We start from the raw sequence: 24,221 nt of genomic DNA, 5'->3' as shown, positions 1-24,221 counted from the left end.
TGTCTGCCGGAGGGATGGGACGGCAATGGACCTTAATGCGTGGCCACGCGCGTGCGGAGCAACGCATCCACCGCCTGCTGCCATTCCGGCGAGCCCGGGTTCGCCTGCGGCGCTTCCTGTCCCAGCTTGCGATTCACGGCCTCGTTCCATTCAGGCGTTTCCGGGCGCGGGCCGTGACCGTCGTCGCTGATGGCGAGGGTCTTGTCCACCCAGGCATACCACTCCGGCGAGCCCAGGGCGGGATTGGCCGGCGAGGTCTTGCCCGGGGCGGGCGACGCGGCCGTGCTGGCGACGGCGGGCGCCGGCGCGGACGGTTCGGACGGAGAGCAGGCCGCGATGATCAGCGCGGCCGTAATCGGTATGACGGTGAAGAGAAAACGCATGGGCAGTGACATCCTCGCGACTGCATTTCCACCCATGCTAAGTACCGGAGTCCGTCCGGCAGCTAAATGGCATGGGGAACCGGGACGATTCGTTCAGCTTCGGGCGGCGACTTCGTCGATGTGGCGAAGCAGGTCGGCCGGATCTTCGAAGACCCGATAGGCACCCGCCCGCTCCAGCTCGTTCTCCCCGTAGCCACCGGACAGCAGGCCGATGCCGAGGGCCCGGGCGCGCTGGGCGGCCAGCATGTCCCAGATGGCGTCGCCGATGACCATGGCGTCGCGAATATCGGTGCCCAGCCGCTCGGCGGCGGTCACGAAGAGGTCCGGATCGGGCTTGGCGTGGCGCACCTGGTCGCGGGTGACCACGGGCACCTTGTTCGGATCGACGCCGAGCGCGGCGATGTTGTGCGCCGCCGTCTCCATGCGGCCGCTGGTGGCGATGGCCCAGGGAATGTTGGCATCGGTGAGCCATTTCAGCAGCGCCACCGCGCCGGGCAGCGGCTTGACCTGGCCCGCCTGCGCCAGCCGGGCGTAGGCCGCCGCGTGGTTGCGGCGCAGGCGATCGATGCGTTCCGGGGTGATGTCGGTGCCGGTCTCGCGCAGCAGGATATCGGTGAACAGGCCACCGCTCATGCCGATCTTGCGATGGATGCGCCACACGGAGAGGTCGATGCCCTCCATGTCGAGCGACTCCTTCCAGGCGAGCACATGCTGATAGACGCTGTCGACGAGGGTGCCGTCGAGGTCGAAGAGAAACGCGTGTTTTTGTCGGGACATGCCCGCCAGAGTAAGCCGGCTCGCGTGTCGAGCTCAAGGCTCCGACCAAACCCTTGCTCGGTAGGAGCCGCTTCAGCGTCGATCCGGAGTCACGACACTGTTGGGATCGCCGCTGAAGCAGCTCCTACCGGGCGAGGCGTCGCCCTCCTGGCCTAGAACTTCCCGGCGCGGAAGTCCGCGATGGCCTCGTGGATCTGCTCCGGCGTGTTCATCACGAAGGGGCCATACCGGGCCACCGGCTCGTCCAGCGGGCGGGCCGCCACAATCAGCAGGCGCGTGGCCGCGTCGCCGGCGCGCAGCGACACCGTGTCGCCGATGCGCGAGAACGCGCCCAGGTCGCCGCGAGCCAGCTCCTGGCCGGCCACCTGGGCGGGCGCGCCGTCGAAAACGTACGCGAACCCCGCGTGGCCTTCGGGCAAGGGCACGTCGAAGGTGGCATGCGGTTCCAGCGAGAGGTCGAGGTAGACCGGTGCCGTGGCTACGCCTCGGACCGCACCCTCGACACCCGCCAGTCCACCGGCGATCACGCGCGCGGTTACGCCGGGCGCAGGATGCACCACGGGGATCGCCGACGGATCGATGTCCTGGTAGCGCGGCGCCGTCATCTTGTCGGCTGCCGGCAGGTTCACCCACAACTGGAACCCCCACATGAGGCCTGCCTCCTGCCGGGGCATCTCCGAATGCAGGATGCCGCGCCCGGCCGTCATCCACTGGACGCTGCCGGGGCCGAGGTCGCCCGTGTTGCCGTGGTTGTCCTTGTGCCGCATGCGACCGGCGAGCATGTAGGTCACCGTTTCGAAGCCGCGGTGCGGGTGCTCGGGAAAGCCCTCGATGTAATCGCCGGCCTCGTCGCTGCGGAACTCGTCGAGCAGGAGGAACGGGTCCAGCGTGTCGAGCGCCGGTTGGCCGATGACGCGCTTGAGCTTCACGCCCGCGCCATCGGACGTGTCGACGCCGCGTACGCGGCGGATGATGTGGCGTTGGGTCATGGCGTGCTCCGGTAAGGCTTTGGACCGTGCACACGATGCGCCCTGGATACGGCGCTGCCAAGGCGCGTCGGGAGAACGATCTGTTTCGTCAAGGTGACGCGCTTCGCGCGGATCGCTCGCCTCAATGCACCCAATGCCCCGACCGCTGCCGAGGCGGGTGATCGTCGTCGCCGGCGCGCGGGCGCGTCATGGCCTTGATCTCGTCCTCGGTGGGCGGTTTGTCCTGCCAGTATTGGGCGACGGCGTTCAGCACCTCGGGCAACTGGCCCAGGCACTCGTCGTATTCGTCGTCGGTGAGCTTCTCGAACTCGGCGTCGGCCTGGAGCACGCCTTCGTCGACGGCCAACGCCATCACCGGTCCCAACAGCTGCATGAGGTCGGGGTCGCCGGCCAGACGGGCCTCCCACAGCCCGGCGCGCATGTCGATGCCGCGGCTGAAGCCCTCGCACCAGCCCGCCGCGGAAAGCATCGGGCCTTCCTCGGTATCGATCTCGCCCAGGATGGGCTCGTAGGCGTCGACGTCGAGTTCGGCCATGATCGAGTCGTTGAGCTTGGCCAGCAACGCCAGCGTGCGGTTGCCTTCGTCCTCGTCGTCGAACGCCTCGTGCAACACCTCGTGCAGCCATTCCTCGGGCTTGACCTCGAGCGGCCCCACCGCGATGGACGACAGCAAGCCATGCACGCCGTCGAGCATGAGATCGCCCTCGCTGCCGTGCTTGCGCAGGAAGATGTCGAGTTCTTCGAGCTCTTTGTCGTCGAGGGAGCTCGGCCATTCGGACTTGGGTGTGTTCAAAGCATAAGCTCCAGCGCGACGGGCGCGTGGTCGGACGGTTGTTCCCACTTGCGGGGCGCCTTGTCGATGATCGACGAGGTGGCTACGGATTTGAGCGCATCGCTGATCAAGATGAGGTCGATCCGCAGCCCCATGTTGCGGCGGAACGCGGCCTGGCGGTAGTCCCACCAGCTGAACTGGCCGGCCTCGTCGTTGAACAGGCGGAAGCTGTCGTGCAAGCCGGTGTCTAGGATGGCCTGCAGGGCCGCGCGCTCAGGCGGCGAGCAGAAGATGTCTTCGCCCCAGGCCACCGGATCGTATACGTCGCGGTCGTCACGGCAGATGTTGAAGTCGCCCAGCACCACCAGCTTCGGGTGTTTCGCGATCTCTTGCGCCACGAAGTCGCGCACTTTCTCCAGCCAATGGAGCTTGTAGGCGTATTTTTCGTCGCCCAGCGCCTTGCCGTTCACCACGTAGAGGTCGATGACGCGGACATCGCCCACGGTGGCCGCGAGAATGCGGCGCTGCGGGTCGTCGAGGGCGTCGATGTCGGTGACGACGTCGGTCGGCTCGTCCTTCGCCAGGATCGCGACGCCGTTATAGGTTTTCTGGCCGGAGTAGACCGACCGGTAACCCATGGCCGCGAGTTCGTCCACCGGGAACTTGTCGTCGGTGAGCTTGGTTTCCTGCAAGGCCACGATGTCCGGCTGCGCCTCGCCCAGCCATTGCTGGAGGTGGGGCAGGCGGACCTTGAGCGAGTTGACGTTCCATGAGGCGATCTTCATCGCGCCATTGTAAAGGAAACCCGGATGCCGCCTTGGCGATGTCCGGGTTCGACGTCAGGCCAGGCCGTAGCTGCGCAGCAGGGCCGTCGGCTCGGGTGCGCGGCCGCGGAAGGCCTCGAACGAGGCCAGCGCCGGACGCGTGGAGCCCACGGCCAGCACCTCGCGGCGGAAGCGCTCGCCGGTGGCGCGATCGAGCACCCCAGCCGCCTCGAACGGCTCGAAGGCGTCGGCCGAAAGCACCTCCGCCCACAGGTAGCTGTAGTAACCGGCCGAGTAGCCGCCCGCGAAGATGTGGCTGAACGCGTGCGGGAAACGCTGCCAGACCGGCGGATGCAGCACCGAGGTTTCCTTGCGTACCTCTTCGAGCACCTCCATCGGGCGGGCGCCCCTGGCCGGGTCGTATTCCAGGTGCAGGCGGAAGTCGAACAGGGCGAATTCGAGCTGGCGCACGAGGAACAGGCCGGCGTGGAAATGCCGCGCCTTCAGCATCTTCTCGTAGAGCTCGTCGGGCAGCGGCTCACCGGTGACGTAATGCCTGGCGAACAGGCGCAGCGCCTCGCGATCCCAGGCGAAGTTCTCCATGAACTGGCTGGGCAGCTCCACCGCGTCCCATTCCACGCCCTCGATGCCGGCGACGGAGGGGACGTCCACCTCGGTCAGCATGTGGTGCAGGCCGTGGCCGAATTCATGGAACAGCGTCAGCACGTCGTCGTGCGTCAGCAGCGCCGGCGCGCCGGCGGTGGGCGGCGGGAAATTGCAGGTGAGGAAGGCCACGGGCAACTGCAGGTGGTCGCCATCGCGGAAGCGATGTTCGCACACGTCCATCCACGCGCCACCACGCTTTCCGGAACGGGCATACAGGTCGACGTAGGCACCGGCGAACACGGTACCGTCGGCGTTCGCCAGATCGTAGTAGCGGACGTCCTTGTGCCAGGTGTCCACGTCGTCGCGCGGCTTGAAGGTGACGCCGTAGAGCTTCTCCACCACGGCGAACAAGCCGTCGACCACCTGCGGGGCGGGGAAATACGGCTTCAGCTGCTCTTCGTCGAGCGCATAGCGCTGCTGGCGCAGGCGCTCGGCGGCGAAGCCGATGTCCCAGGGTTCGAGATTTTCGATTTTCAGTTCGTCGGTGGCGAACCGGCGCAGGTCGGCCAGTTCCTCCTTCGCCTGCGGCTTGGCGCGCACGGCGAGGTCACTCAGGAACGTGAGCACGTCGTCGGGCGAGGACGCCATCTTGGTCGCCAGCGATTCCTCGGCGGCGTTGGCGAAGCCCAGCAGCTGCGCGGCCTCGTGGCGCAGGGCCATGATGCGCTCGATGCGCTCGGAGTTGTCGAACTTGCCCTTGTCCGGTCCCTGGTCGGAAGCGCGGGTCTGGTAGGCGTAGTAGACGTCGAAACGCAGGTCGCGATTCTCGGCATAGGTGAGCACCGCCTGCACGCTCGGCTGCTTCAGGGTGACGAGATACCCGTCGAGCTTGGCCTCGCGGGCGTATTCACGCAACACGGCGCGGCCCGACGCGGGGATACCCGCCAGATCGCGTTCGTCGGTGATGTGCTTGTGCCACGCTTCGGTGGCATCGAGCACGGCGTTGGAGAACTCGGTGGTGAGCCGGGACAGCTCCACGCCGATCTCGCGGAAGCGCGTGCGCGCCGGTTCTTCCAGGGCCACGCCCGAGAGGCGGAAATCGCGCAGCGCGTGTTCCACCGACGCCCTGGCGGCGACCGGCAGCCCGGCGAAGTCGTCTCGGTCGGCCACGGCCTGGGTGGCGGCATAGAGCGCGCGGTTCTGACCCACCTCGAGGCCGTGTTCGGTGAGCTTCTCCTCGGCGATGCCATGCGCCTTGCGCAGGGCTTCCGAATCGGCCACCGAATGCAGGTGGCTCACGGGCGCCCAGGCGCGGGCCATGGCCTGATCGAGGCGCTCCTGGGCGAGGATCACGTGCTCGAAGTCGCGCACGGCGCCCTCGGCGGTGATCTCGTCGATCCGTGCGCGCTCCTGGGCGATGAGCCGGTCGATGGCCGGTTCGACGTGCTCGGGCCGGATGGCCGAGAACGCGGGCAGGTCGCCGTTGGGGTCGAGCAGGGGATTGGTGGTGCTGTCCATGGGGATCTCCTTTCGGTTCCCAGCGTGGTGCTGTGGGGCGGGCAAATCAAGCACGGCCATCGCCGCTTCGTAGGGTTCGCCGATACGATCGGCTCCCACCCCTTCGGTAGCAGCCTTGCTACGGGGGCGAACCGTGTCCGTGCCCCTACGGAGCGGCGAGATAGTGGTCTTTCAGGCGCACATAGTTGGCCGCGGAGTAATAGAGTTGCTCCACCTGCCTGTCGCTCAGCAGGCGAACCATCTTCGCCGGATTGCCCACCCACAGCTCGCGCTCGCCGACCACCTTGCCCGGCGGCACCAGGGCGCCCGCCGCCACGAAGGCGTGCTTCCTCACCACCGCGCCGTCGAGCACGGTGGCGTGCATGCCGATGAGGCAGGCGTCCTCGATGGTGCAGGCATGGATCACCGCGCCGTGGCCGATGGTGACGTCCTCGCCGATCAGCGTGGGAAAACCGCCGGGCGTATAGGGGCCGTCGTGGGTGACGTGGATGATGGCGCCGTCCTGCAGGTTGCTGCGGGCACCGATGCGGATGTGGTGCACGTCGCCACGGGCGACGGCACCGGGCCAAACGGAGACGTCGTCGGCCAGTTCGACGTCGCCGATCACGGTGCTGGCCGGATCGACGTAGACGCGTGCGCCGAGGCGGGGAAGGATGCCTTTGAAGGACCGGAGGGGCATGGATGGAGAACCGTCAAGCGTGGCCTGCAAGCATAACGCTCTTGCGCTTTACACGGCCGCGTGGCGGCTCGCTCGCGCTCACATGAACTTGCCGCCCTTGATGCGGCCTTCCGCGTCCATCTCCGGGAAATAGCGGCTGTTGTTCATGCGGATCTCGCGCGTGGTCATCATGTCGGGCGTGACCAGCAGGACATCGGGGTAGGCCGCGCGAAACTGCTCGGGCGTGGGACGGGTGGCGATGAAGGCGTCGAAGGCCTTCACGTCGGTGACGAAGCCCGCCACCGGTTGCGGCCGCGGCTGCGTGGCGGGGGCGGTCTGGCAGGCGCTGAGCACGGCGCCGCCGAGGGCGGCCATGAAGAAGAGGATGCCGAAACGGTTCATGGGAGAGGCTCCTTGCCTTTGGGGGGAACGCCAAGTATCCCTCTTTCGGGGGTTGCGGACCATGAACGGCCCCGCAAACCCGTGCTCCTAGGGGGTATGGCGCCTCATCGCATCGGCCCTGGCTTCGTCCTCGGCCGTGACCACCTGCTGCTGCGCGTCGAGCTTGGCGCCCAGGATGATCAGCGTGTAGTTGGTGGGATCGAAGTCTCGCAGCAGGGCGATCTCGCGGCGCGCCTCGTCCAGCTGTCGACGATTGATCTGCTGCTCGATCTCCTGCGACGCGAACGGCAAGGTCTCGCGCAGGGCGTCCAGCGCGGTGGCGTTGCTTGCGTCGAGCTGAAGCACGCTCAGGTAGTACTCGTAGGCGTTGTTGCCCTGCGGCGCGACGAGGCGACCGTCCTTCGTCGCCTCGCGGGCGAGCCCCAGCAGGATGTCCACTTCACTGGAATGGCCCGACGGTGCCGCCGCATCGGTGAGCGTATCGGCCGCGCTCGAAGGCGCCGACAGGTGCTGGCCGCGCGTCATCAGCGTCGCCGTCACGGCCGCGATCACGATCACGCCCGCGACGGCGGCAAGAACCGCGCGACGGGGCATCGCGGCGGGAAGGGAGTCGAGCATGGGGTGATTCTCGTGGGGCATCCGCGACCAGGCCATCCCCCTGTCGGACGGCCCCGGCGGACGGATCACGGTATCGTCCGATTGTTGCAATCCGGTTGCCATGCGCGTGGGCGCATGCCGGTTTCCCGTCTGGACGTCCAAATGTGATGCCTGTCAGGTTTACTTTTCGGTAATGCGTATACCGTCGGCGGGCTGATCGACCGTGCTGTTGCGGCGTCAGGGGGAGCTTCGAAGCGGGGGAGTTCGGCGGGGGAATCCATCACTCACGCCAAGGGAGTCCACCGATGTTTCGCAGGTATCTCAACCAGCTCGCGCTCGCGGGGCTGACGACGGGCTGTGCCCTGTCGCTGCCGGCCGCCGCCGTCGAGCTGACGCAAGCGGCTCGCGCCGCCGCACCCGCCGCCACGGTCCGCGTGACCCGGCAGGTGGAGAAGACATCCACCTTCGCGCTACCCGGCGGCACGCCGGGCCCGGCCGCCGCACAGCACGACCAGGGTGCCATGGCGCCCACCGACGCCATCGACTCGATGACGCTCGTGCTCAAGCGCGACGACGACCGCGAGAAAGCCTTCCGCAGCTACCTGTCGAGCCTCAACCATCCCGGCTCGGGCCACTTCCACCAATGGCTCACCGCCGACCAGCTCGGCGAACGCTTCGGACCGGCGCCCCAGGACGTGCAGGCGGTGAAGCAATGGCTGGCGTCGCAGGGCCTCACGGTGTCCTACGTGTCGCGCGATCGCATGCGCATCGAATTCTCCGGTTCGGCGGCGGCGGTGACCAAGGCCTTCGCCACCGACCTGCATCGCTACGACCTCGACGGCAACCGCCGTTTCGCCAACCGCACGCCCGCGCGCGTGCCGGCGGCGCTGTCGACGGTGGTCGCCAGCGTGTCGCTGCACAACATCTTCCCCACCGCGCAGCACACGCCAATCACCCGCACGCAGTTCGACCGCAAGCAGGGCAAATGGATCACGCCGGCTACGGCGAAGGCGAATTTCACGGTGCCGCCGGGCACGTCGAATCCGAGCACCACGTACGACATGGTGCCGGCCGACTTCAACCAGGTGTACAACGTCAATCCGCTGTGGAAGCGTAGCCAGCCCGTACGCGGCGAGGGCCAGACCGTGGTGGTGCTCGAGCGCACCAACGTGCTGCCCGACGACGTGCGGCATTTCCGCGACGCATTCCTGCCGTCGGATGCGAAGGGCACGTTCAGCATCCTGCATCCGCTCGCCGGTGGCGAAGCGTGCGCCGATCCGGGCCTGACCGGCGACGAAGGTGAAGCCGCGCTCGATGCCGAATGGGCCGGTGCCGCCGCGCCCGACGCCGACATCGTGCTGGCCTCGTGCGCCGACAGCGGGGCCAGCTTCGGGCCGTTCATCGCCGCTTCGCGGTTGCTCGACGGCGGTCCCAACGGCGAACTGCCGGCGCCGGTGTGGAGCCTGAGCTACGGTGCTTGCGAAGCGCAGGATCCGTCCGACGCTTCGCTGGCCGACATCCTGTTCTCGGCGGCCGCCGCCGAGGGCGTCACCGTGTTCGTGTCCTCCGGCGACGGCGGTTCGACGCAGTGCGACCAGGGCGCGCTGTTCTGGTCGACGTCGGGCGCATCGGTGAACGGACTGGCCTCGTCACCGTCGGTGGTGGCCGTGGGCGGCACCGACTTCAACGACCTGGGCAAGCAGTCGACCTACTGGACGGCCAAGAACATGCCGTATTACCAGTCCGCGGTGAGCTACATCCCGGAGATGGCCTGGAACAACAGCTGCGCCAGCGAGCACCTCTATACGCTGCTGGGCTACGAGGACGGCGTCACCGCCTGCAACGACGGCTCGGGTCGCGGCGGCGATTTCCTCCAGGTCGGTGGCGCGGGCGGCGGTCCCAGCACGGTGTTCCAGCAGCCCGTGGAGCAGGTCGGCATCCACGGTTCGACCAACCACACCTCGCGCACGATTCCCGACGTGTCGCTGTTCTCCGCCAACGGCATCTTCGGCCATGCGCTGGTGTTCTGCATGTCCGACAGCGCCAACGGCGGCACTGCCTGCGACTTCCGCGATCCCGACGCCGTATTCGCCAATTCCGCCGGCGGTACCTCGTTCGCCGCACCGGCCATGGCGGGCGTGCAGGCGCTGATCAACCAGGCCAACGACACCCGCCACGGCAACATGCTGCCCGCGCTCTACGGCATCGCCGCGCGCCAGTTCGGCACGGTGGGTTCGCCCAACACCAAGATGCTCAACGCGTGCAACGCCAGCAACGGCAACACGGCCAGCCCCGAATGCGTGTTCTACAACGTGACCGAGGGCGACATCGTGCAACCCTGCGGCGCGGGCTCGATCAACTGCGACAGCGGCAAGAACCTCGCCAACGTCGTCGGCATCGTCGAGGGCGGCGATCCCACCACCGGCACGCTGGTGCCCGCCTGGCGCACCAACGTCGGCTACAGCCTCGCCACCGGCCTGGGCAGCATCAACGCGGCCAACCTCAGCGACGCCGTCGCCGACTGGTCCGCCCCGGCGCATCGCGGTTACCAGGCTCCGATGGACCTGTTCTCGCTCAAGAACCTCTTCACGAACGACGGTTACAGCGACTTCGCCTATGTCGATCCGGACAAGGGCCTGCTGCACTCGGTCGCGATGAAGGGTGCGGTCAGCCTTTACGACCAGACCCAGGCGATCGACGCGGGGCTCACCGTGGTCGCCTCGGGCGATTTCATTCCCGGCCTCGACGCGCTGTCGCTGAAGTCGAACGAACTGCTGCTGTTGGGTAGCGATAACCGCCTGCATGTATGGGTGTCGGCCGCCGACGGCGAGTACTTCACCTTCACCGTGGCCGATGCCATCCCCTCCAGCTGGAAGCTGCTGGGCGCGGGCGTGCACGACGACAGCGGCGTGCAGAAGCTGGTCTGGTTCGATACAGAGAAGGACCAGATCGTCTGGTGGGCGCTGGACCTCGATCCCACCACGCAGAACGACATCATCGTCACCGGCAAGTCGTGGCCGAAGAACGGCGTCGCGGGCGCCCAGCCGACGTTGGCCGACGTCGACGGCGACGGCTACACCGACATCGTCTGGACCTTCGTCAACGGCACCTCGGTCACGCTGTGGCGCGGCGACCGTCGCGACGGCTTCGTCAGCCTGAAACTGCCGGATCGTCCGGCCAACACGCGCCTGTTCGGCGTGGGCGACGTCGACGGCGACGGTACCACCGACTTGATCTGGACCAACACCGCCACCGGCGGCATCACGTGGTGGAACATGAACGGTCTCACCGTGACGGGTCGCCACGACCATGCGGTGCCCGCCGGGTACACGCTGCTTTCCGTAGCCGATTACGACGGTGATGGTCGCGCCGACCTGCTGTGGCGCGATGCCAACAGCCGCATCGTGCAGTGGCAGAGCACGGGAGGCGATTTCGCGTCGCTCCGCGTGGCCGATGCGTACGGCACCGCGCTCACGTTGGGTGCGAAGGCGATCGTGCCGGCCAACCGGTTCCAGGGGAGCCATCGGTTGACCCCGGCACTCTAAGCGTCCGGAAGGTAAGAAAGGGCCTGTTCCCTCTCGCGGGAACAGGCCCTCGTCATTCCGGTTTTCGGTCGTACGACATCGCTTCATCGGCGTTACGTCTGCAGCGATGTCGCGAAAACCAAACGCCCCGCGCTGGGTCCCTGCGTACGCAGGGACGACGGCTTTGAACATCCGATGGATGACGGAAAGCGCATGTCAGGCCAAGTCATTCCTGCGAACGCAGGAATCCAGCGCCCCGGTTTTCGGTCGTACGACATCGCCTCATCGGCTTTACGTCGCAGCGATGTCGCGAACACCGAATGCCCCGCGCTGGTTCCCGCGTACGCAGGGACGACGGCTCAGAACTTCGCGTTGAGACTCACGAAGTACTGCCGCGGCGCGCCCGCCATCAGCGTCTGGTTGTAGCCGTTCGGATCGAAGGCCACGTAGCCGTTCGTGCCGGTCGTCGCGAAATACCGCTTGTCCAGCAGGTTGGTCGCGTTGAGCCCAATGCTGAGTTCATCCACGCCCGCCACCGCGCCGAAGTCGTAGGCCACGCCGGCGTTCATCACCCAGTACGAGGGCACCGACGAATCGTTGGTGTAGGTGATGTAGCGGCGGCCCGTGTACTTGCCTTCGAGGTTCGCTCGCCAGCCCGCGATCTCGTAGCTCACGGAGCTGGAGAACATCGTCTTGGGCACGCCCACCACGTACTTGTCGGCGGTGGGAATGAGGCCGGAGCTCTGGTAGTCGTCCTGGTACGTCGAGTGGTTGTACGAGAACGAATTGAGCCAGGAAAGGCCGTGCACCGGCTTCCAGATGAAGGCCAGGTCGGCGCCGCGGCTCTTCACGTCGCCCACGTTGTTCAGCGACGAGGCGCAGGTGACCACGGCCGGGCAGGGCGTGGTGACGAGCAGGCGGTTTTCGAAGCGCGTATAGAACACGCCCACCGATGCCTCGAAGGTGTCGCCGTGGGCGCGATAGCCGAGCTGCCACGTCTGCGACTCTTCCGGCTTCAGGCGGCTCTTCGCATCGTCGAAGGCCTGCTGCGAGGTGCTGAAAGGCGTGATGCCGAACGCCGAGAGGTTTTTCGCGTACGACGCGTAGATGTCCTGGTTGGCGTCGAGCTTGTAGTCGGCGCCGGCCTGCGGCAGGAAGCCCTTGCTTGCGCGCATGCGGCCTTGCGCGTAGGAGGTGGTCGGCACCAGTGAGGTGGCGTCGGTGGTGACGCGCAGCGACTTGGCGCCGAAGTTGACGGTGAGCGCGTCGTCGAGGAGGTGCAGCGTGTCCTCGGCGTAGGCCATGCGTGTCTTGGTTTCGTAGTGTTGCAGGAACGCGCGCATGAAAGGCGCCTGGTCGTTGTAGACGACGTACAACGAGGTGTACTGGCCACCGAGCGGGAAGAAATTGCGCTCCTGGTTGGTGTTCGCGTCTTCGCCCCACACGCCGATCTCGACATCGTTGTTCGCCACGTTGAACTTCAACGCGGAGGTGATGCCGTAGCGGTCCAGGCCGTAGTCGGTGGTACGCATCGAGATGGGCACTGTCGGCGACGACGCCTGGTACGGCGTGGCCCATTGCCCCTCGCCGCGATCGGCGTGGTAGTAGCCCGTCGCGTCGAGCGTGGCGCCGCCGAGGTTGAACGAGCCGGAAAGACCTGCCAGGCCGTCGCGACGGATGCCGCCGCCGGCGTAGTAGGTGGCGTCGCCCTTGCCGTAATCGGCCGGCAGCGCATTCAGCACGGCCGGGTAATCGCCCTTGCCGTTCAGCGCGTTGGCGATCTGCACGGCGGTGTTCCAGTCCGGCTGGAGGTAATCCCAATCCCAGCCCAGCGCGCGCTGGCTGGTGAGGGACAGGTCCATGTAGTCGTATTCCTTGCGCTTGCTGCCGTCGGCGAACAGGCTGATGCGGTTGCCGTCGCCCCATTGATAGACGGCCTTGAGGTTGGCCTGGTTGCTCTTCTGGTCGCCGAAGCCCTTCCACTTGTCGGTGTCGGCGTGCACGAACGACAGGTACATCGAGAAGCCGCCGTGGTCGCCGGAATCGACGCGGGCGAAAGTGCGCCGCGTCGAATCCGAGCCCAGCACTTGGCTCACGCGCACGCCGGCCTTCATGTCCGGATCGGCCGAGTAGAACTGCACCGTGCCGCCGAGGTTGGTGTTCGACGCGGTGCCGAGCGCACCCGCGCCCTGCGCCAGCTCGACGGTGGCGAGGTTTTCGGAGGTGATCGCACGGGTGACCTGCAGGCCGTCGGTGACGCCGTAGCCCATCGTGCCCAGCGGAATGCCGTCGAGGGTGAAGCCCAGGCGCGACTGGTCGAAACCGTGCAGGTTGATCTGCGTGGACCACTCGTAGGCACCCCAGGGATCGGCGGCCTGGAACTGCACGCCGGGCAGCTTGTCCAGCGCCTTGAGCGGGCTGGAGCCTGGGGTCTGCTGGCGCACGATCTCGTCGACGCCGATGCTCTGGATTTGGCGCGTCTCGCCCGGAGCGATGACGGATACCGCTTCGAGCTGTTTCGCGTCGCGGCTGTCGGTGGTCGTGGCCGGCGTGGTGTCGTCGTCGGCCCTCGCGAGGCCTGCGTATAGGGAAAGGGCAAGGGCGGTGGCCAGGGCGGTGCGGGCGAACGTCATCGGGTGGACCTTCCGGGGAGGTGAGTCGCCCAGCGTCCCCGTTTCCCATGTAACGGCCTTTACGCCGATGTGACGTGGGGCTTACGTGTCCTTCACGCGATGCGGTTCGCTGACATCGTTCGGTCACACATTGATCGCCTCTCTCCGCGGGATTCGCCGATACGATCGGCTCCCACCCCTTCGGTAGCAGGCGTACTGCCAAAGGGGTGGGAGCCGATCGTATCGATGAATCGAGCTGGCCTCAGGCCAGCGCGGGGCTGTCCGCGATCTCCCGCTCGATGAAGTCCGGCGTGAACGCCGGTGCGTAACGCTTCACCACCGCGCCCGAGCGGTCGACGAGGAACTTGGTGAAGTTCCACTTGATGTCCTCGGCACCGAGCAATCCCGGCGCGGCGTGTTTGAGCGCGGCATACAGCGGATGCGTGCCCTCGCCGTTCACCTCGATTTTGGAGAACAGCGGAAAGCTCACCCCATAGGTGAGGTCGCAGAACGACTTGATCTCGGCATCGGCACCCGGTTCCTGGTGGCCGAACTGGTCGCACGGGAAGCCCAGGATCTCGAATCCCTGCCCGCGCATGCGCTGGTACATCGCCTCCAGTCCCTGGTATTGCGGGGTGAACTGGCAGCGCGAAGCGACGTTGACGATCAGCAGCGTCTTGCCGCGATACGCCTCCATCGAGAGCGTCTGGCCATCGATGGTGCGAACCTGGTGGTCGTAGATGGATGACATGGCGATTCCCCGTTCGTGATGCGCGAAGTGTCCACGTCATCGGCGAAGATGACCAATCGATTGATACGTTTGCCGCGATAGGCTCGTTCAATCAGGGAAGCGACGTCGCGTCCAGGCATCACGAGGGCGTTGCGGTTCATGCCGCCGTGGCCTTCTCCAGCGCCGCCAACCATGACAGCGCATGCGCGCGATCCGATCCGCACATGGCGGCTTCGGGTCGCAGGCCGCCGCAGACCTTCGGTCGCTCGGGGTGGCCGAAGATCGCGCAGCGGTTGTCGGCGGTGAGCTGTACGCAGCGCACGCCGGCCGGTTTGCCCTGCGGCATGCCGGGGATGGGCGAGCTGATCGACGGGGCGATGCAGCACGCGCCGCAACCGGGGCGGCAGGCCAGGGTCATGCTCAGTAACGCTGGCGCAGTTCGCGGTAGACCGGATCGGTGTCCGGGCGCTGCCCGTGCCAGCGTTCGAAGGCGTCGGCCGCCTGTTCCACCAGCATGCCCAGGCCGTCGCGGAACCAGTCGGGGCGCACGCCGGCGGCGATGGCCCAGCCCTTGAAGCCTGCCGAAGCGGTGCCGTAACACAGGTCGTAGGCCGTCGAATGGTCCTGCACGATGGACATCGGCAGGGCGAAGTCGCCGCCGGTGACGCCGATGGAGGTCGCATTGACCACGAGGTCGAAGCACTCGCCTTCCAGGCCGTCCCAGTAGCGCGTACGGCACCGGGCGGGTTCGCCGATGGCATCGGCGATCTCGTCGGCGCGCTCGGGCGTGCGGTTGACGATGGTGAGCGATCGCACCCCGGCGTCCATGAGGGCCCAGGCCACCGCCTTGGCGGCGCCGCCGGCGCCCAGCAGCAGGGCGTCGTGACCGCGCAGGTCGAAACCGTGGCGTTCGGTGATGTCACGCACGAAGCCGCTGCCGTCGGTGTTGTGCGCCTCGATGCCGCCACCGACCAGCGGGGTGAGGGTATTGGCCGAACCGGTGCGCGCGGCGGCTTCGGTATGCTTGTCGGCCAGGGCGAGGGCGACGTTCTTGTGCGGCAGGGTCACGTTGGCACCGAGCCCCCCCTCGGCGAAAAAGCGCTTTACCTGGGCGACGAAGTCTTCCGGCGCGGCGTCGATGGTCCGGTAATCGAGGGCGATGCCCAGCTGCGCCGCGAAAGCCGAGTGGATGTCGGGCGACAGCGAGTGCGCGATCGGATGACCGAACACGGCGTAACGGTGCGCTTCGGCGCTCATGGAGGCTCCTTCGATGGTTTGGCCTTGCCATTCTACCCAGCCGGTCGCGGTCCGTGAGACGGGGGCCGCCTAACGTGCGGTCCATGCCGCCACGGAGTCACGCCATGAACGACACGCTTTCGCCCCGCCGCATCCGCGCCCTCATCGCCATGGCCTGGCTGGCCGCCGGCGCGTTGCTGCTCCTGCTCACGCCGTTGTCGGCGCATAGCGAGACGTTGGGCTGGTCGCCCGTCTTCTGGCTGCTGCTGGCACCGGCGAGCGTGCTCGTGGCGATGCGGCCTCGGCTGCCATTGGAGTTGCTGGGGGCGTTGTGGCGGCGGTGACGAGACGTAGGGATTCACATCGCGAAAGCTGAGCGTTTCGCGCTGGGCTCCTGCGTTCGCGGGAGCGACGCGAGGGAATTCTATGGTGCGTCGTTCCCGCGAACGCGGGAACCCAGCGCCATGAATGCGGTTTTCGCGGAACCGGACCTACGGCTTTCAGCCTTTGATACCCAACCGCTTCAACTCCATCCGCCGCAGGAACTCCTGCATGATGCGCAGGTAGAGATCCTCGCCCAGGTAGGCATCCTCCACGCCCGCGTCGATCGATGGATTGTCGTTCACCTCGATCACCACCGGGCGGTCGCCCACCTGTTTGAGGTCCACCCCGTAGATTCCGTCTCCGATGGTCTGGGTGGCCTTCAGCGCCAGCTTCACCACCTCGCTCGGCGCCTCGCGCACGGGCACCGTGCGGAAGCCGCCCGACTTGGCCGTGCCCTTGGCGCCGTGGTTGTAGATCTGCCAGTGGCCGCGCGACATGAAGTACTGGCAGGCATAGAGCGGCTCATGGTTGAGCACGCCGACGCGCCAATCGAACTCGGTATAGAGGTATTCCTGCGCGATCACCAGGGAGCTGTGCGCGAACAGCTCGGATGCCGCCTTCTCCAGCGCCTCACGCGATTCCACTTTCACCACGCCGCGCGAGAACGAGCCGTCGGGAATCTTCAGCACGAGCGGCAGGCCCAGGCGGTCGGGCAACTCGCGCAACTGCTTCGGATCGTCGCGGTAGAGGATCTCGGTGGTCGGCGTGGCGAGCTTGCGCGACACCATCAGGTCGTTCAGGAATATCTTGTTCGTGCAGCGCAGGATCGAGGTGGGATCGTCCATCACCACCATGCCTTCCTTCTCCGCGCGATGGGCGAAGCGGTAGGTGTGGTTGTCGCTGGCCGTGGTCTCGCGGATGAACAGGCCGTCGTACTCGGCGAGGCGCTGGTAATCGTTGCGGCCGATCGGGTCGACTTCGATGCCCAGGTGCTTGCCCGCCTCGACGAAGTGCTTGAGCGCCTTCTTGTTCGACGGCGGCATCGCCTCGTTGGGGTCGACGAGCATGGCGATGTCGTAGCGGAAGCGCTTGCGCGTACGCGGCCGTCGCCAGATCTTGCGGGAAAACTTCTCCAGGGCGGTCGCGAACGCATCTTCCTGCGCGTCGTCGAGCGTGTGCAGGCCCACCGGCTTCACCGCCGATACCTGCCAGATCCGGTCGCGCTCGAATTCGATGCGCATGAGCGGGCAGGGGAACATGTCGAAGATCTGCCGGGCGAGGTCCTGCAGGTCGGGCAACGCGGTTTCGCCGAAGTAGACCAGCACCCCGAAATCGGTGGTGTCGCGACCGCCCGCGGGCAGGAACTTCTGCAGTTTCTGGTTGAGGTCGTCGATGTCCAGGCCGTAGAGCGAGCGGCGGCGCAGGTCGTTCACCGTGCGCACGGAAGGAATCACCTTGTGCCCGCGCGCCTCGGCCAGCAGCGACACGTAATAGCCCGTGCCCAGGTATTTGTAGCTGCGGCACAGGTTGATGACGTGCGTGCGCTCGTCGTCGCCGCCGACCGGCTCGCGGAGGTAGTCCATGGCGGTGACGACGTCGACGGACGGGTAATACGAGCCCCAGTCGGAGGCCTTCTCCACGACGATGACGAGCCGGCTCATGACACCTCTGAAGACGACGATCCGAGCGTCGTCGGCCCGCCATCGGGCCGAGGCGTTTCGCCGGTTGGCGGCAGTGTGTTCTCCGAGGTGACGGCGCACAAGCGGCCGTCGTGAAACCCATGAGGAAATGTTTAGGAAAAAGTCATTGATCGACGGGACAACGGGGTCTACAGTTCCGCGCTTGCCGATACCCCCGCCGGCCCCGCCGCCGTCCACCCCACCCGCGCCGGAGTTCCACCACGCATGCGTCCACCCCCGGTTACCGCCGCGGTACGCGTTCGTCGCGCCGAATTGAGCGATCTCGACGACCTGGTCGCCCTCGAGGAATCGAGCTTCGCCCAGGATCGCCTGAGCCGCGCCCAGTACCGCAAGCACCTGGACAGCCAAAGCGCCACCGTCCTCGTGGCCAGTGCCAACCACCGCCGCTTCCTCGGCACCGCCGTGGTGTTCTTCCGGAAGGGCACCACGGTGGCGCGCCTGTACTCGATCGCCACCAAGCCCGAGGCGCAGGGCAAGGGGGTGGGCTCGGCACTGGTCGCCGCCGCGGAAGACGCCGGTCGTGCGCACGGTTGCCGCGCCTTGCGCCTGGAAGTGCGCAAGGACAACGCCGTGGCCATCCGACTGTACGAACGCCTGGGCTATGAGCGCATCGGCGAATACGCGGCCTATTACGCCGACGGCGCGGATGCCTTCCGGTTCGAGAAACAGCTCTGAGGTCAGGGCTATACTGGTCGCCGCTAATGCCGGAACCGACCATGCGCCGATCGATGCTCCCTTGCGCCCTCGTCCTCGCCGCCCTGGCCCTGTCGGGCTGCGGCAACAAGGGCCCGTTGTTCATGCCGCCCCCGGCGGCGGCCGCCAAGCCGGCCACGCCCGCGCAGCCCGTGGTGCAACCGGCGCATACGTCCACCGTGGGCCCGGCGCCGGTGAGCACCACGTTCGCCCCGTTCAACCCCATCATCCACCAGTAACCGCCATGCCCATCCGATTCACCAAGATGCATGGAATCGGCAACGATTTCGTCGTGGTGGACTGGCGCGAGGATGCCGGGCACGTGCCCAACACCGCGCGCATCGTGGCGTTGTCCAACCGCCATACCGGCATCGGCTTCGACCAGCTGCTCAGCATCGAACCGGCGCGCGATCCCTCGTGCGCGTTCTACTACGGCATCTGGAACGCCGACGGCACGCCCTCGGGGCAGTGCGGCAACGGCGTGCGCTGCGTGGCGGCCTGGCTGGACCGCGAAGGCGCCATCGAGCGCAACGTGCCGGTTCGGCTGGAAAGCCCGTCCGGCCCGGTCACCGTGCGCGTGCTGGGCGAGGGCATCGTCACGGTGGACATGGGCGAGCCGGATTTCGATCCCGCGCACGTCCCGCTCGATCGCCCGCCCCATGCCACCTACACGCTCGAAGCCGACGGCGAGGAAGTGAGCTTCGGCGCCGTGTCGATGGGCAACCCGCACGCGGTGGTCTTCGTCGACGACGTGACCGACCCCCGCGTCGACCGTCTCGGCCCGCTGCTCACCCACCATCCCCTGTTTCCGCAGGGCGCCAACGTGGGCTTCGCGCAGCGCCTTGGCGCCAGCCACCTGCGCCTGCGCGTCCACGAGCGTGGCAGCGGCTGGACGCAGGCCTGCGGTACCGGCGCCTGTGCGGCGGCCGCGGTCGCCCATGCGCTGGGCCTCGCCGGCCCCGTGGTCGACGTCGACCTCCCCGGCGGCCGGCTCACCATCGAATGGCACGGACCGGGCCACACGCTGTGGATGACGGGACCGGCGGCGTTCGTTTTCGAAGGCGAGGTGTGACGCGGGCCTCCGAACGCGGCACACTGGACCCGGCAAGCACCCCATGAAGGACGTCATCCCCATGACCGACAGCGCGATCGACGGCGACCTCGACCCGGCCACCGTGGCGTCCTGGCTGCGCCGCCACCCCGATTTCCTCGCCGACTACCCCGAACTGGCCGATGCCCTCGTGCTGCCTACGCGCAACGGGCCGGCCACCTCGCTCGCCGTGCACCAGATGCGCTCGCTGCGCGAGAAAAACGCCGAACTGGACACGCGCCTGCGCGAACTCTCGACCGTCGCGGGCGAAAACGAGAAGCTCATGCGTCGCGTGCACGGCCTCATGCTGGCATTGCTAAGTGCCGGCGGCATCGAGGAAACGGTACGCAGCGTCGTGCGCCGGCTCACCGACGACTTCCAGTCCGAACGCGTGCGGCTCGTGTTTTTCGGCGACCTCGCCGGCCTGCCCGACGAACCCTGGCTGCTGCGCGAGTCGCGCGGCAGCGCGGGCCTGCCCGAGTTCGCCTCGTTCCTCGAACACGGCGAGCCGGTGGCGGGACGCCTCGCCCCCGAGAAGCTACACCGCCTGTTCGGGGCGGAAGCCGACGAAGTGCGCTCGGCCGCGCTGATGCGTGTCGGCCCCGATGCCATGCTCGCCATCGGCAGCCTGGATGCCGACCGCTTCCATCCCGGGATGGGCACGCTGTTCCTCGACATGATTTCCACCACCGTGGGGTCGGCGATCCAGCGGGCCCGGAAGGCCGCGTGACACCGCGCGAGGCCGTCGAGGCCTTCCTCCGCCATTTCTCGGCGGAGCGGGCCCCGTCGGCGCATACGCTCTCGGCGTATCGCCGCGACCTGGAAAAGCTGCTGCGTTTCATGGAAAACGAGGGGATCGCCGCCTTCGACGCCCTCGCGCCCGACCGCCTGCGCGGCATGATCGCCCGCGAACACCGCGGCGGCCTCGCGCCGAACAGCATCCAGCGCCTGCTCTCTGCCTGCCGCACGCTGTTCCGTTACCTCAACCGCGAAGGCCACCTCGCCCACGATCCGGCGGCAGGGGTGCGTGGTCCGAAGGTACGTCGCAAGCTGCCGCACGTGCTCGACGTGGACGAGGCCAAGCAACTGGTCGAAACCACGCTGGGCGATGTCCACGGTCCGCGCGACACCGCGATGATGGAACTGCTGTATTCCAGCGGCCTTCGCCTGTCCGAACTGTGCGGCCTGCGCTGGGGCGACCTCGACCTCGACGACGGCCAGGTCCGGGTGCTGGGCAAGGGCAACAAGACGCGCATCCTCCCGGTCGGACGCCATGCCGTGGCGGCGCTGCGCCAGCTTGCGAGCCTGGGAGGCACGGCCCCCGAGCAGCCCGTGTTCAAGGGCCGTGGCGACGGGCCGATCAGCCCGCGCACCGTGCAGAAGCGCCTCAGCCTGCTTTCGGCGGGCATGACCCACCACGTGCACCCGCACATGCTGCGGCACACCTTCGCCAGCCACATGCTCGAATCCTCCGGCGACCTGCGTTCGGTGCAGGAGCTGCTGGGGCATGCGGACATCGCCACCACGCAGATCTATACGCACCTGGATTTCCAGCACCTGGCGAAGGTGTACGACGCGGCGCATCCGCGGGCGAAGCGGAAAGCCTAACCGTGCGAGAGTAAGGCCCTTTGCGGTGCCACGCCCTGGGTTCCCGCGTACGCAGGAACGCCGTGCTACAAGATCGCCTGCCACGTCATTTCCCTCACATCGTCCCTGCGCACGCAGGGACCCAGAACCGTGCGCCCCGGTCTTCGCGAAAGCGTCTTCCCCTTGCCCGCGCAACGCCCGCCCCCACATCTGCCGTTCCACCCGGAAGCGAGAACCCCATGGAACCGATGCACGCCACGACCATCGTCTGCGTTCGCCGGGACGGCAAGGTCGTCCTCGGCAGCGACGGCCAGGTCACCCTCGGCAACACCGTCATGAAGTCCAACGCGCGCAAGGTGCGCCGCCTGGGCAAGGGCGACGTGCTGGCCGGCTTCGCCGGCGCCACCGCCGACGCCTTCACGCTGTTCGAGCTGTTCGAGGAGAAGCTGATCAAGCACGGCGGCAACCTCACCCGCGCGGCCGTGGAAATGGCCAAGGAATGGCGCACCGACCGCCGCCTGGGCCGCCTGGAGGCCATGCTGGCGGTGGCCGACAAGGAGGCGTCGCTTCTCATCTCGGGCAACGGCGACGTGCTCGAACCCGAGCACGGCCTCATCGCCATCGGTTCGGGTGGCCCGTACGCGCAGTCCGCCGCGCTGGCCCTGCTCGAGAACACCGACCTGGATGCACGCACGATCGTGGAGAAATCGCTGAAGATCGCTGGCGATATCTGCATCTATACCAACCACAACTATTCGATCGAAGAGCTCTGAGCGATGTCCGAACTCACTCCCCGCGAGATCGTCAACGAACTGGACCGCTACATCATCGGCCAGCACGACGCCAAGCGCGCCGTGGCCATCGCCTTGCGCAACCGCTGGCGCCGCATGCAGCTGGAACCGGGCATGCGCGACGAGGTCACGCCGAAGAACATCCTGATGATCGGCCCCACGGGCGTGGGCAAGACCGAGATCGCCCGCCGGCTGGCCACCCTCGCCAACGCGCCGTTCGTGAAGGTGGAAGCCACCAAGTTCACCGAAGTGGGCTACGTGGGCAAGGATGTCGAATCGATCATCCGCGACCTCGCCGACGTCTCCTACAAGCTCGTGCGCGAGCAGGGCAAGGCCCGCGTGCGCAGCCAGGCCGAGGATGCCGCCGAGGACCGTCTGCTCGACGCCCTCCTGCCGCGCCGCCAGGCCACCGGCTGGGACGATACCGGCGCCGCGCCGGCCATCGACAGTGACACCCGTCAGAAGCTGCGCAAGCAGCTCCGCGAAGGGGCGCTCGACGACCGCGAGATCGAGCTGGACTTCGCCATGAACGTCGGCGTGGAGATCATGACGCCGCCCGGCATGGAAGAGATGAGTCAGCAGCTGGGTCGCATGTTCCAGAACCTCGGCGGCAGCAAGTCGCAGAAGCGCAAGATGACCATTCGCCAGGCCCGGCCGCTGCTGGAAGAGGAAGAGGCCGGCAAGCTGCTCAACGACGACGAACTGCGCAGCCGCGCCGTGGATGCCGCCGAGCAGAACGGCATCGTCTTCATCGACGAGATCGACAAGGTGGCCCAGCGCTCCGAATGGGGCGGGGCGGGCGTGAGCCGCGAGGGCGTCCAGCGCGACCTGCTGCCGCTGGTGGAAGGTTCCACCGTCTCCACCAAGTACGGTCCGATCAAGACCGACCACATCCTGTTCATCGCCTCGGGCGCCTTCTCGCTGGCCAAGCCCTCCGACCTCATCCCGGAACTGCAGGGCCGCCTGCCGATCCGCGTGGAGTTGAGCGCGCTGTCGGTGGACGACTTCAAGCGCATCCTGCGCGAGCCGAACAACGCCCTGACCAAGCAATATGTTGCGCTGCTGCAAACCGAAGGCGTCACCCTGGCGTTCACCGACTCGGGCATCGACCGCCTGGCCGAGGTGGCCTTCCAGGTGAACGAGCGCACCGAAAACATCGGTGCCCGCCGCCTGCACACGGTCATGGAGCGGCTCCTGGAGCGCATCTCCTTCGAAGCTGCGGACAAATCCGGCGAAAACTACTCCATCGACGCCGAACATGTCGATAAATCGCTCTCGTCCCTGGTCAAGGACGAGGACCTGAGCCGTTACATCCTCTGAACAAGGGGGCCCCGGCCCCCTGCTAAACTATTGACCACTATGGGCAAGGTTATCCAACTCAAAACGAACGGCCAGCGGGCCTCCTTGCGCGAAGCGCAGGACAACCGCCAGCTGATTCGTATCTGGCGCGGCGAACTCGAACACGGCAGCTTCTGTGGCTACGTGGGTGGAGTGGGCCGCGAATTCTTCCTGCTGTGGGTCATCGGCGACGGCGTCAGCTATGACGGCATGTACATCATGCGGCATCGCGACATCTCCGAATACGAGGCACCCGACAAGCATGCCGGCTTCCTGGAGAAGGCGCTGGCGCTGAAGGGCATCGCCCCGACACCGCCGGACGACTTCCCGCTCGACGACATCACCCAGGTGATCAAGGCCGCCTCGGCCCATGCGCCGGTCATCGGCGTTCACGTGGACAGCGAAGACGAATCCGAGGTTTGCTACATCGGCCGGCTCGTCAGCGTGGAGGAGGAAGGCTTCAACATGCAGGAGATCACGCCCGACGCGGAATGGCTGCGCGAGCCGTCGTTCTTTGCCTGGGACGAGGTCTCCACCGTGAGCATGGAAGACGCCTACGCCACGTCGCTGCTGGCCGTGGCGGGCGACCCGCCGCCGCTGGAACGTGGCACCGGCGACGGCTTCGGCCACGCGCACTGAGATTCGCCGATACGATCGGCTCCCACCCCCTCGGTAGTGAGGCCGCTACCTAAGGGGTGGGAGCCGATCGTATCGGCGAAAAGCGTTTCGACGGAGCGTTGCGCTCCGGCCACCCCAGGCTTCCCATGCCACGCCCCACCGACATCACCCTGCACCAGGCGTCCCGCGTTCTTGAAGTGACGTTCGACAACGGCGAGCACTTCCGCCTCACCTACGAATACCTGCGCGTGAACTCCCCGAGCGCCGAAGTGCAGGGCCACGGCCCGGGTCAGAAAGTCCTCGTATCGGGCAAGCGCCACGTCGGCATTACCGCCGTCGAGCCCACCGGCCACTACGGCATCCTCATCCGCTTCGACGACGGCCATGCCAGCGGCATCTTCGGCTGGGATACCTTGTACGACCTCGGCCGCGCACACGACACCGCCTGGCCGGACTACCTCGCCCAGCTGGAAGCACGCGGACTTTCCCGCGAATGAACCCGCGCCGCCCGG

General features: G+C 67.1%; 25 protein-coding genes. 11 read left to right on the top strand and 14 right to left on the bottom strand.

The window, feature by feature from the left end; translation table 11 throughout:
* Positions 1-32 precede the first annotated feature (32 nt).
* From JNG39_RS12040 to JNG39_RS12000, 9 genes are all read right to left on the bottom strand, one after another.
* Positions 33-383: a hypothetical protein gene (locus JNG39_RS12040; protein ID WP_368311636.1), complete on the bottom strand. Its 351-nt coding sequence runs from the start codon at positions 381-383 to the stop codon at positions 33-35.
* Between the two features lie 93 nt (positions 384-476).
* Positions 477-1,160, bottom strand: coding sequence for an HAD family phosphatase (locus tag JNG39_RS12035; protein ID WP_247371938.1), 684 nt, complete (start codon positions 1,158-1,160; stop codon positions 477-479).
* Positions 1,161-1,312: 152 nt separating this feature from the next.
* A complete protein-coding gene (locus JNG39_RS12030) occupies positions 1,313-2,149 on the bottom strand; it encodes a pirin family protein (RefSeq protein WP_368311635.1) in 837 nt (278 codons plus the stop codon).
* 121 nt (positions 2,150-2,270) lie between these two features.
* Positions 2,271-2,942 (bottom strand): YecA family protein, encoded by a 672-nt coding sequence (locus tag JNG39_RS12025; RefSeq protein ID WP_368311633.1) that lies wholly within the window; start codon positions 2,940-2,942, stop codon positions 2,271-2,273.
* On the bottom strand, positions 2,939-3,706 hold the full coding sequence (gene xth / locus JNG39_RS12020) for an exodeoxyribonuclease III (protein ID WP_368311632.1): 768 nt from the start codon (positions 3,704-3,706) through the stop codon (positions 2,939-2,941). Before xth ends, JNG39_RS12025 begins: the two co-directional genes overlap by 4 nt.
* Positions 3,707-3,760: 54 nt before the next feature.
* Positions 3,761-5,809 (bottom strand): M3 family metallopeptidase, encoded by a 2,049-nt coding sequence (locus JNG39_RS12015; RefSeq protein ID WP_368311630.1) that lies wholly within the window; start codon positions 5,807-5,809, stop codon positions 3,761-3,763.
* Between the two features lie 145 nt (positions 5,810-5,954).
* Complete coding sequence (locus tag JNG39_RS12010) at positions 5,955-6,488, bottom strand: gamma carbonic anhydrase family protein (RefSeq protein WP_368311629.1); 534 nt, start codon at positions 6,486-6,488, stop codon at positions 5,955-5,957.
* A gap of 78 nt (positions 6,489-6,566) precedes the next feature.
* Complete coding sequence (locus JNG39_RS12005) at positions 6,567-6,869, bottom strand: hypothetical protein (protein ID WP_368311627.1); 303 nt, start codon at positions 6,867-6,869, stop codon at positions 6,567-6,569.
* 87 nt (positions 6,870-6,956) lie between these two features.
* Positions 6,957-7,487: an energy transducer TonB gene (locus JNG39_RS12000; RefSeq protein WP_368311626.1), complete on the bottom strand. Its 531-nt coding sequence runs from the start codon at positions 7,485-7,487 to the stop codon at positions 6,957-6,959.
* 284 nt (positions 7,488-7,771) lie between these two features.
* Here JNG39_RS12000 and JNG39_RS11995 point away from each other — a divergent pair, with 284 nt between their 5' ends.
* Positions 7,772-11,011, top strand: coding sequence for a protease pro-enzyme activation domain-containing protein (locus JNG39_RS11995; RefSeq protein WP_368311624.1), 3,240 nt, complete (start codon positions 7,772-7,774; stop codon positions 11,009-11,011).
* A 338-nt stretch (positions 11,012-11,349) separates the two neighbouring features.
* On the opposite strand, the gene JNG39_RS11990 is transcribed toward JNG39_RS11995, so the two are convergent.
* The 4 genes from JNG39_RS11990 to aroE form a co-directional block, all read right to left on the bottom strand.
* Positions 11,350-13,623 (bottom strand): TonB-dependent receptor, encoded by a 2,274-nt coding sequence (locus JNG39_RS11990; RefSeq protein WP_368311622.1) that lies wholly within the window; start codon positions 13,621-13,623, stop codon positions 11,350-11,352.
* 241 nt (positions 13,624-13,864) lie between these two features.
* Positions 13,865-14,353: a glutathione peroxidase gene (locus JNG39_RS11985; protein ID WP_368311621.1), complete on the bottom strand. Its 489-nt coding sequence runs from the start codon at positions 14,351-14,353 to the stop codon at positions 13,865-13,867.
* A gap of 136 nt (positions 14,354-14,489) precedes the next feature.
* Positions 14,490-14,750, bottom strand: coding sequence for a YkgJ family cysteine cluster protein (locus tag JNG39_RS11980; RefSeq protein WP_368311619.1), 261 nt, complete (start codon positions 14,748-14,750; stop codon positions 14,490-14,492).
* A 2-nt stretch (positions 14,751-14,752) separates the two neighbouring features.
* A complete protein-coding gene (gene aroE, locus JNG39_RS11975; RefSeq protein WP_368311617.1) occupies positions 14,753-15,589 on the bottom strand; it encodes a shikimate dehydrogenase in 837 nt (278 codons plus the stop codon).
* A 104-nt stretch (positions 15,590-15,693) separates the two neighbouring features.
* On the opposite strand from aroE, the gene JNG39_RS11970 reads away from it, so the two are divergent.
* Positions 15,694-15,912 carry a hypothetical protein gene (locus JNG39_RS11970; RefSeq protein ID WP_368311615.1) on the top strand — a complete coding sequence of 73 codons (219 nt, stop codon included), beginning with the start codon at positions 15,694-15,696 and terminating at the stop codon, positions 15,910-15,912.
* 156 nt (positions 15,913-16,068) lie between these two features.
* Here JNG39_RS11970 and JNG39_RS11965 read toward each other — a convergent pair whose 3' ends face one another.
* The gene (locus JNG39_RS11965; protein WP_368311614.1) at positions 16,069-17,553 is read right to left on the bottom strand and encodes a RimK family protein; all 1,485 of its coding nucleotides are present in this window, start codon (positions 17,551-17,553) and stop codon (positions 16,069-16,071) included.
* Between the two features lie 243 nt (positions 17,554-17,796).
* Here JNG39_RS11965 and JNG39_RS11960 point away from each other — a divergent pair, with 243 nt between their 5' ends.
* The 9 genes from JNG39_RS11960 to JNG39_RS11920 all read left to right on the top strand — a co-directional run bounded on the left by JNG39_RS11960 (position 17,797) and on the right by JNG39_RS11920 (position 24,206).
* The gene (locus tag JNG39_RS11960; RefSeq protein WP_368311612.1) at positions 17,797-18,267 is read left to right on the top strand and encodes a GNAT family N-acetyltransferase; all 471 of its coding nucleotides are present in this window, start codon (positions 17,797-17,799) and stop codon (positions 18,265-18,267) included.
* A 41-nt stretch (positions 18,268-18,308) separates the two neighbouring features.
* Complete coding sequence (locus JNG39_RS11955) at positions 18,309-18,524, top strand: lipoprotein (protein ID WP_368311610.1); 216 nt, start codon at positions 18,309-18,311, stop codon at positions 18,522-18,524.
* 5 nt (positions 18,525-18,529) lie between these two features.
* A complete protein-coding gene (dapF, locus tag JNG39_RS11950) occupies positions 18,530-19,357 on the top strand; it encodes a diaminopimelate epimerase (protein WP_368311608.1) in 828 nt (275 codons plus the stop codon).
* A gap of 61 nt (positions 19,358-19,418) precedes the next feature.
* Entirely contained in the window at positions 19,419-20,105 is a 687-nt protein-coding gene (locus JNG39_RS11945; RefSeq protein ID WP_368311607.1) for a DUF484 family protein, read from the top strand.
* The gene (locus JNG39_RS11940) at positions 20,102-20,983 is read left to right on the top strand and encodes a tyrosine recombinase XerC (protein ID WP_368311605.1); all 882 of its coding nucleotides are present in this window, start codon (positions 20,102-20,104) and stop codon (positions 20,981-20,983) included. The genes JNG39_RS11945 and JNG39_RS11940 overlap by 4 nt, the downstream gene beginning before the upstream one ends.
* 218 nt (positions 20,984-21,201) lie before the next feature.
* The gene (gene hslV, locus JNG39_RS11935) at positions 21,202-21,735 is read left to right on the top strand and encodes an ATP-dependent protease subunit HslV (protein ID WP_368311603.1); all 534 of its coding nucleotides are present in this window, start codon (positions 21,202-21,204) and stop codon (positions 21,733-21,735) included.
* Between the two features lie 3 nt (positions 21,736-21,738).
* Positions 21,739-23,073, top strand: coding sequence for an ATP-dependent protease ATPase subunit HslU (hslU, locus tag JNG39_RS11930; RefSeq protein WP_368311601.1), 1,335 nt, complete (start codon positions 21,739-21,741; stop codon positions 23,071-23,073).
* Positions 23,074-23,112: 39 nt separating this feature from the next.
* Positions 23,113-23,730 (top strand): hypothetical protein, encoded by a 618-nt coding sequence (locus JNG39_RS11925; RefSeq protein ID WP_368311600.1) that lies wholly within the window; start codon positions 23,113-23,115, stop codon positions 23,728-23,730.
* A 125-nt stretch (positions 23,731-23,855) separates the two neighbouring features.
* Positions 23,856-24,206: a gamma-butyrobetaine hydroxylase-like domain-containing protein gene (locus tag JNG39_RS11920; protein WP_368311599.1), complete on the top strand. Its 351-nt coding sequence runs from the start codon at positions 23,856-23,858 to the stop codon at positions 24,204-24,206.
* Positions 24,207-24,221: the final 15 nt, after the last annotated feature.

It is taken from the genome of Luteibacter sp. CQ10 (assembly GCF_040900725.1).
Lineage (GTDB): Bacteria > Pseudomonadota > Gammaproteobacteria > Xanthomonadales > Rhodanobacteraceae > Luteibacter.
Note: the sequence above shows the minus strand (reverse complement) of the source record. Positions and strands in the feature narration are given on the sequence as shown.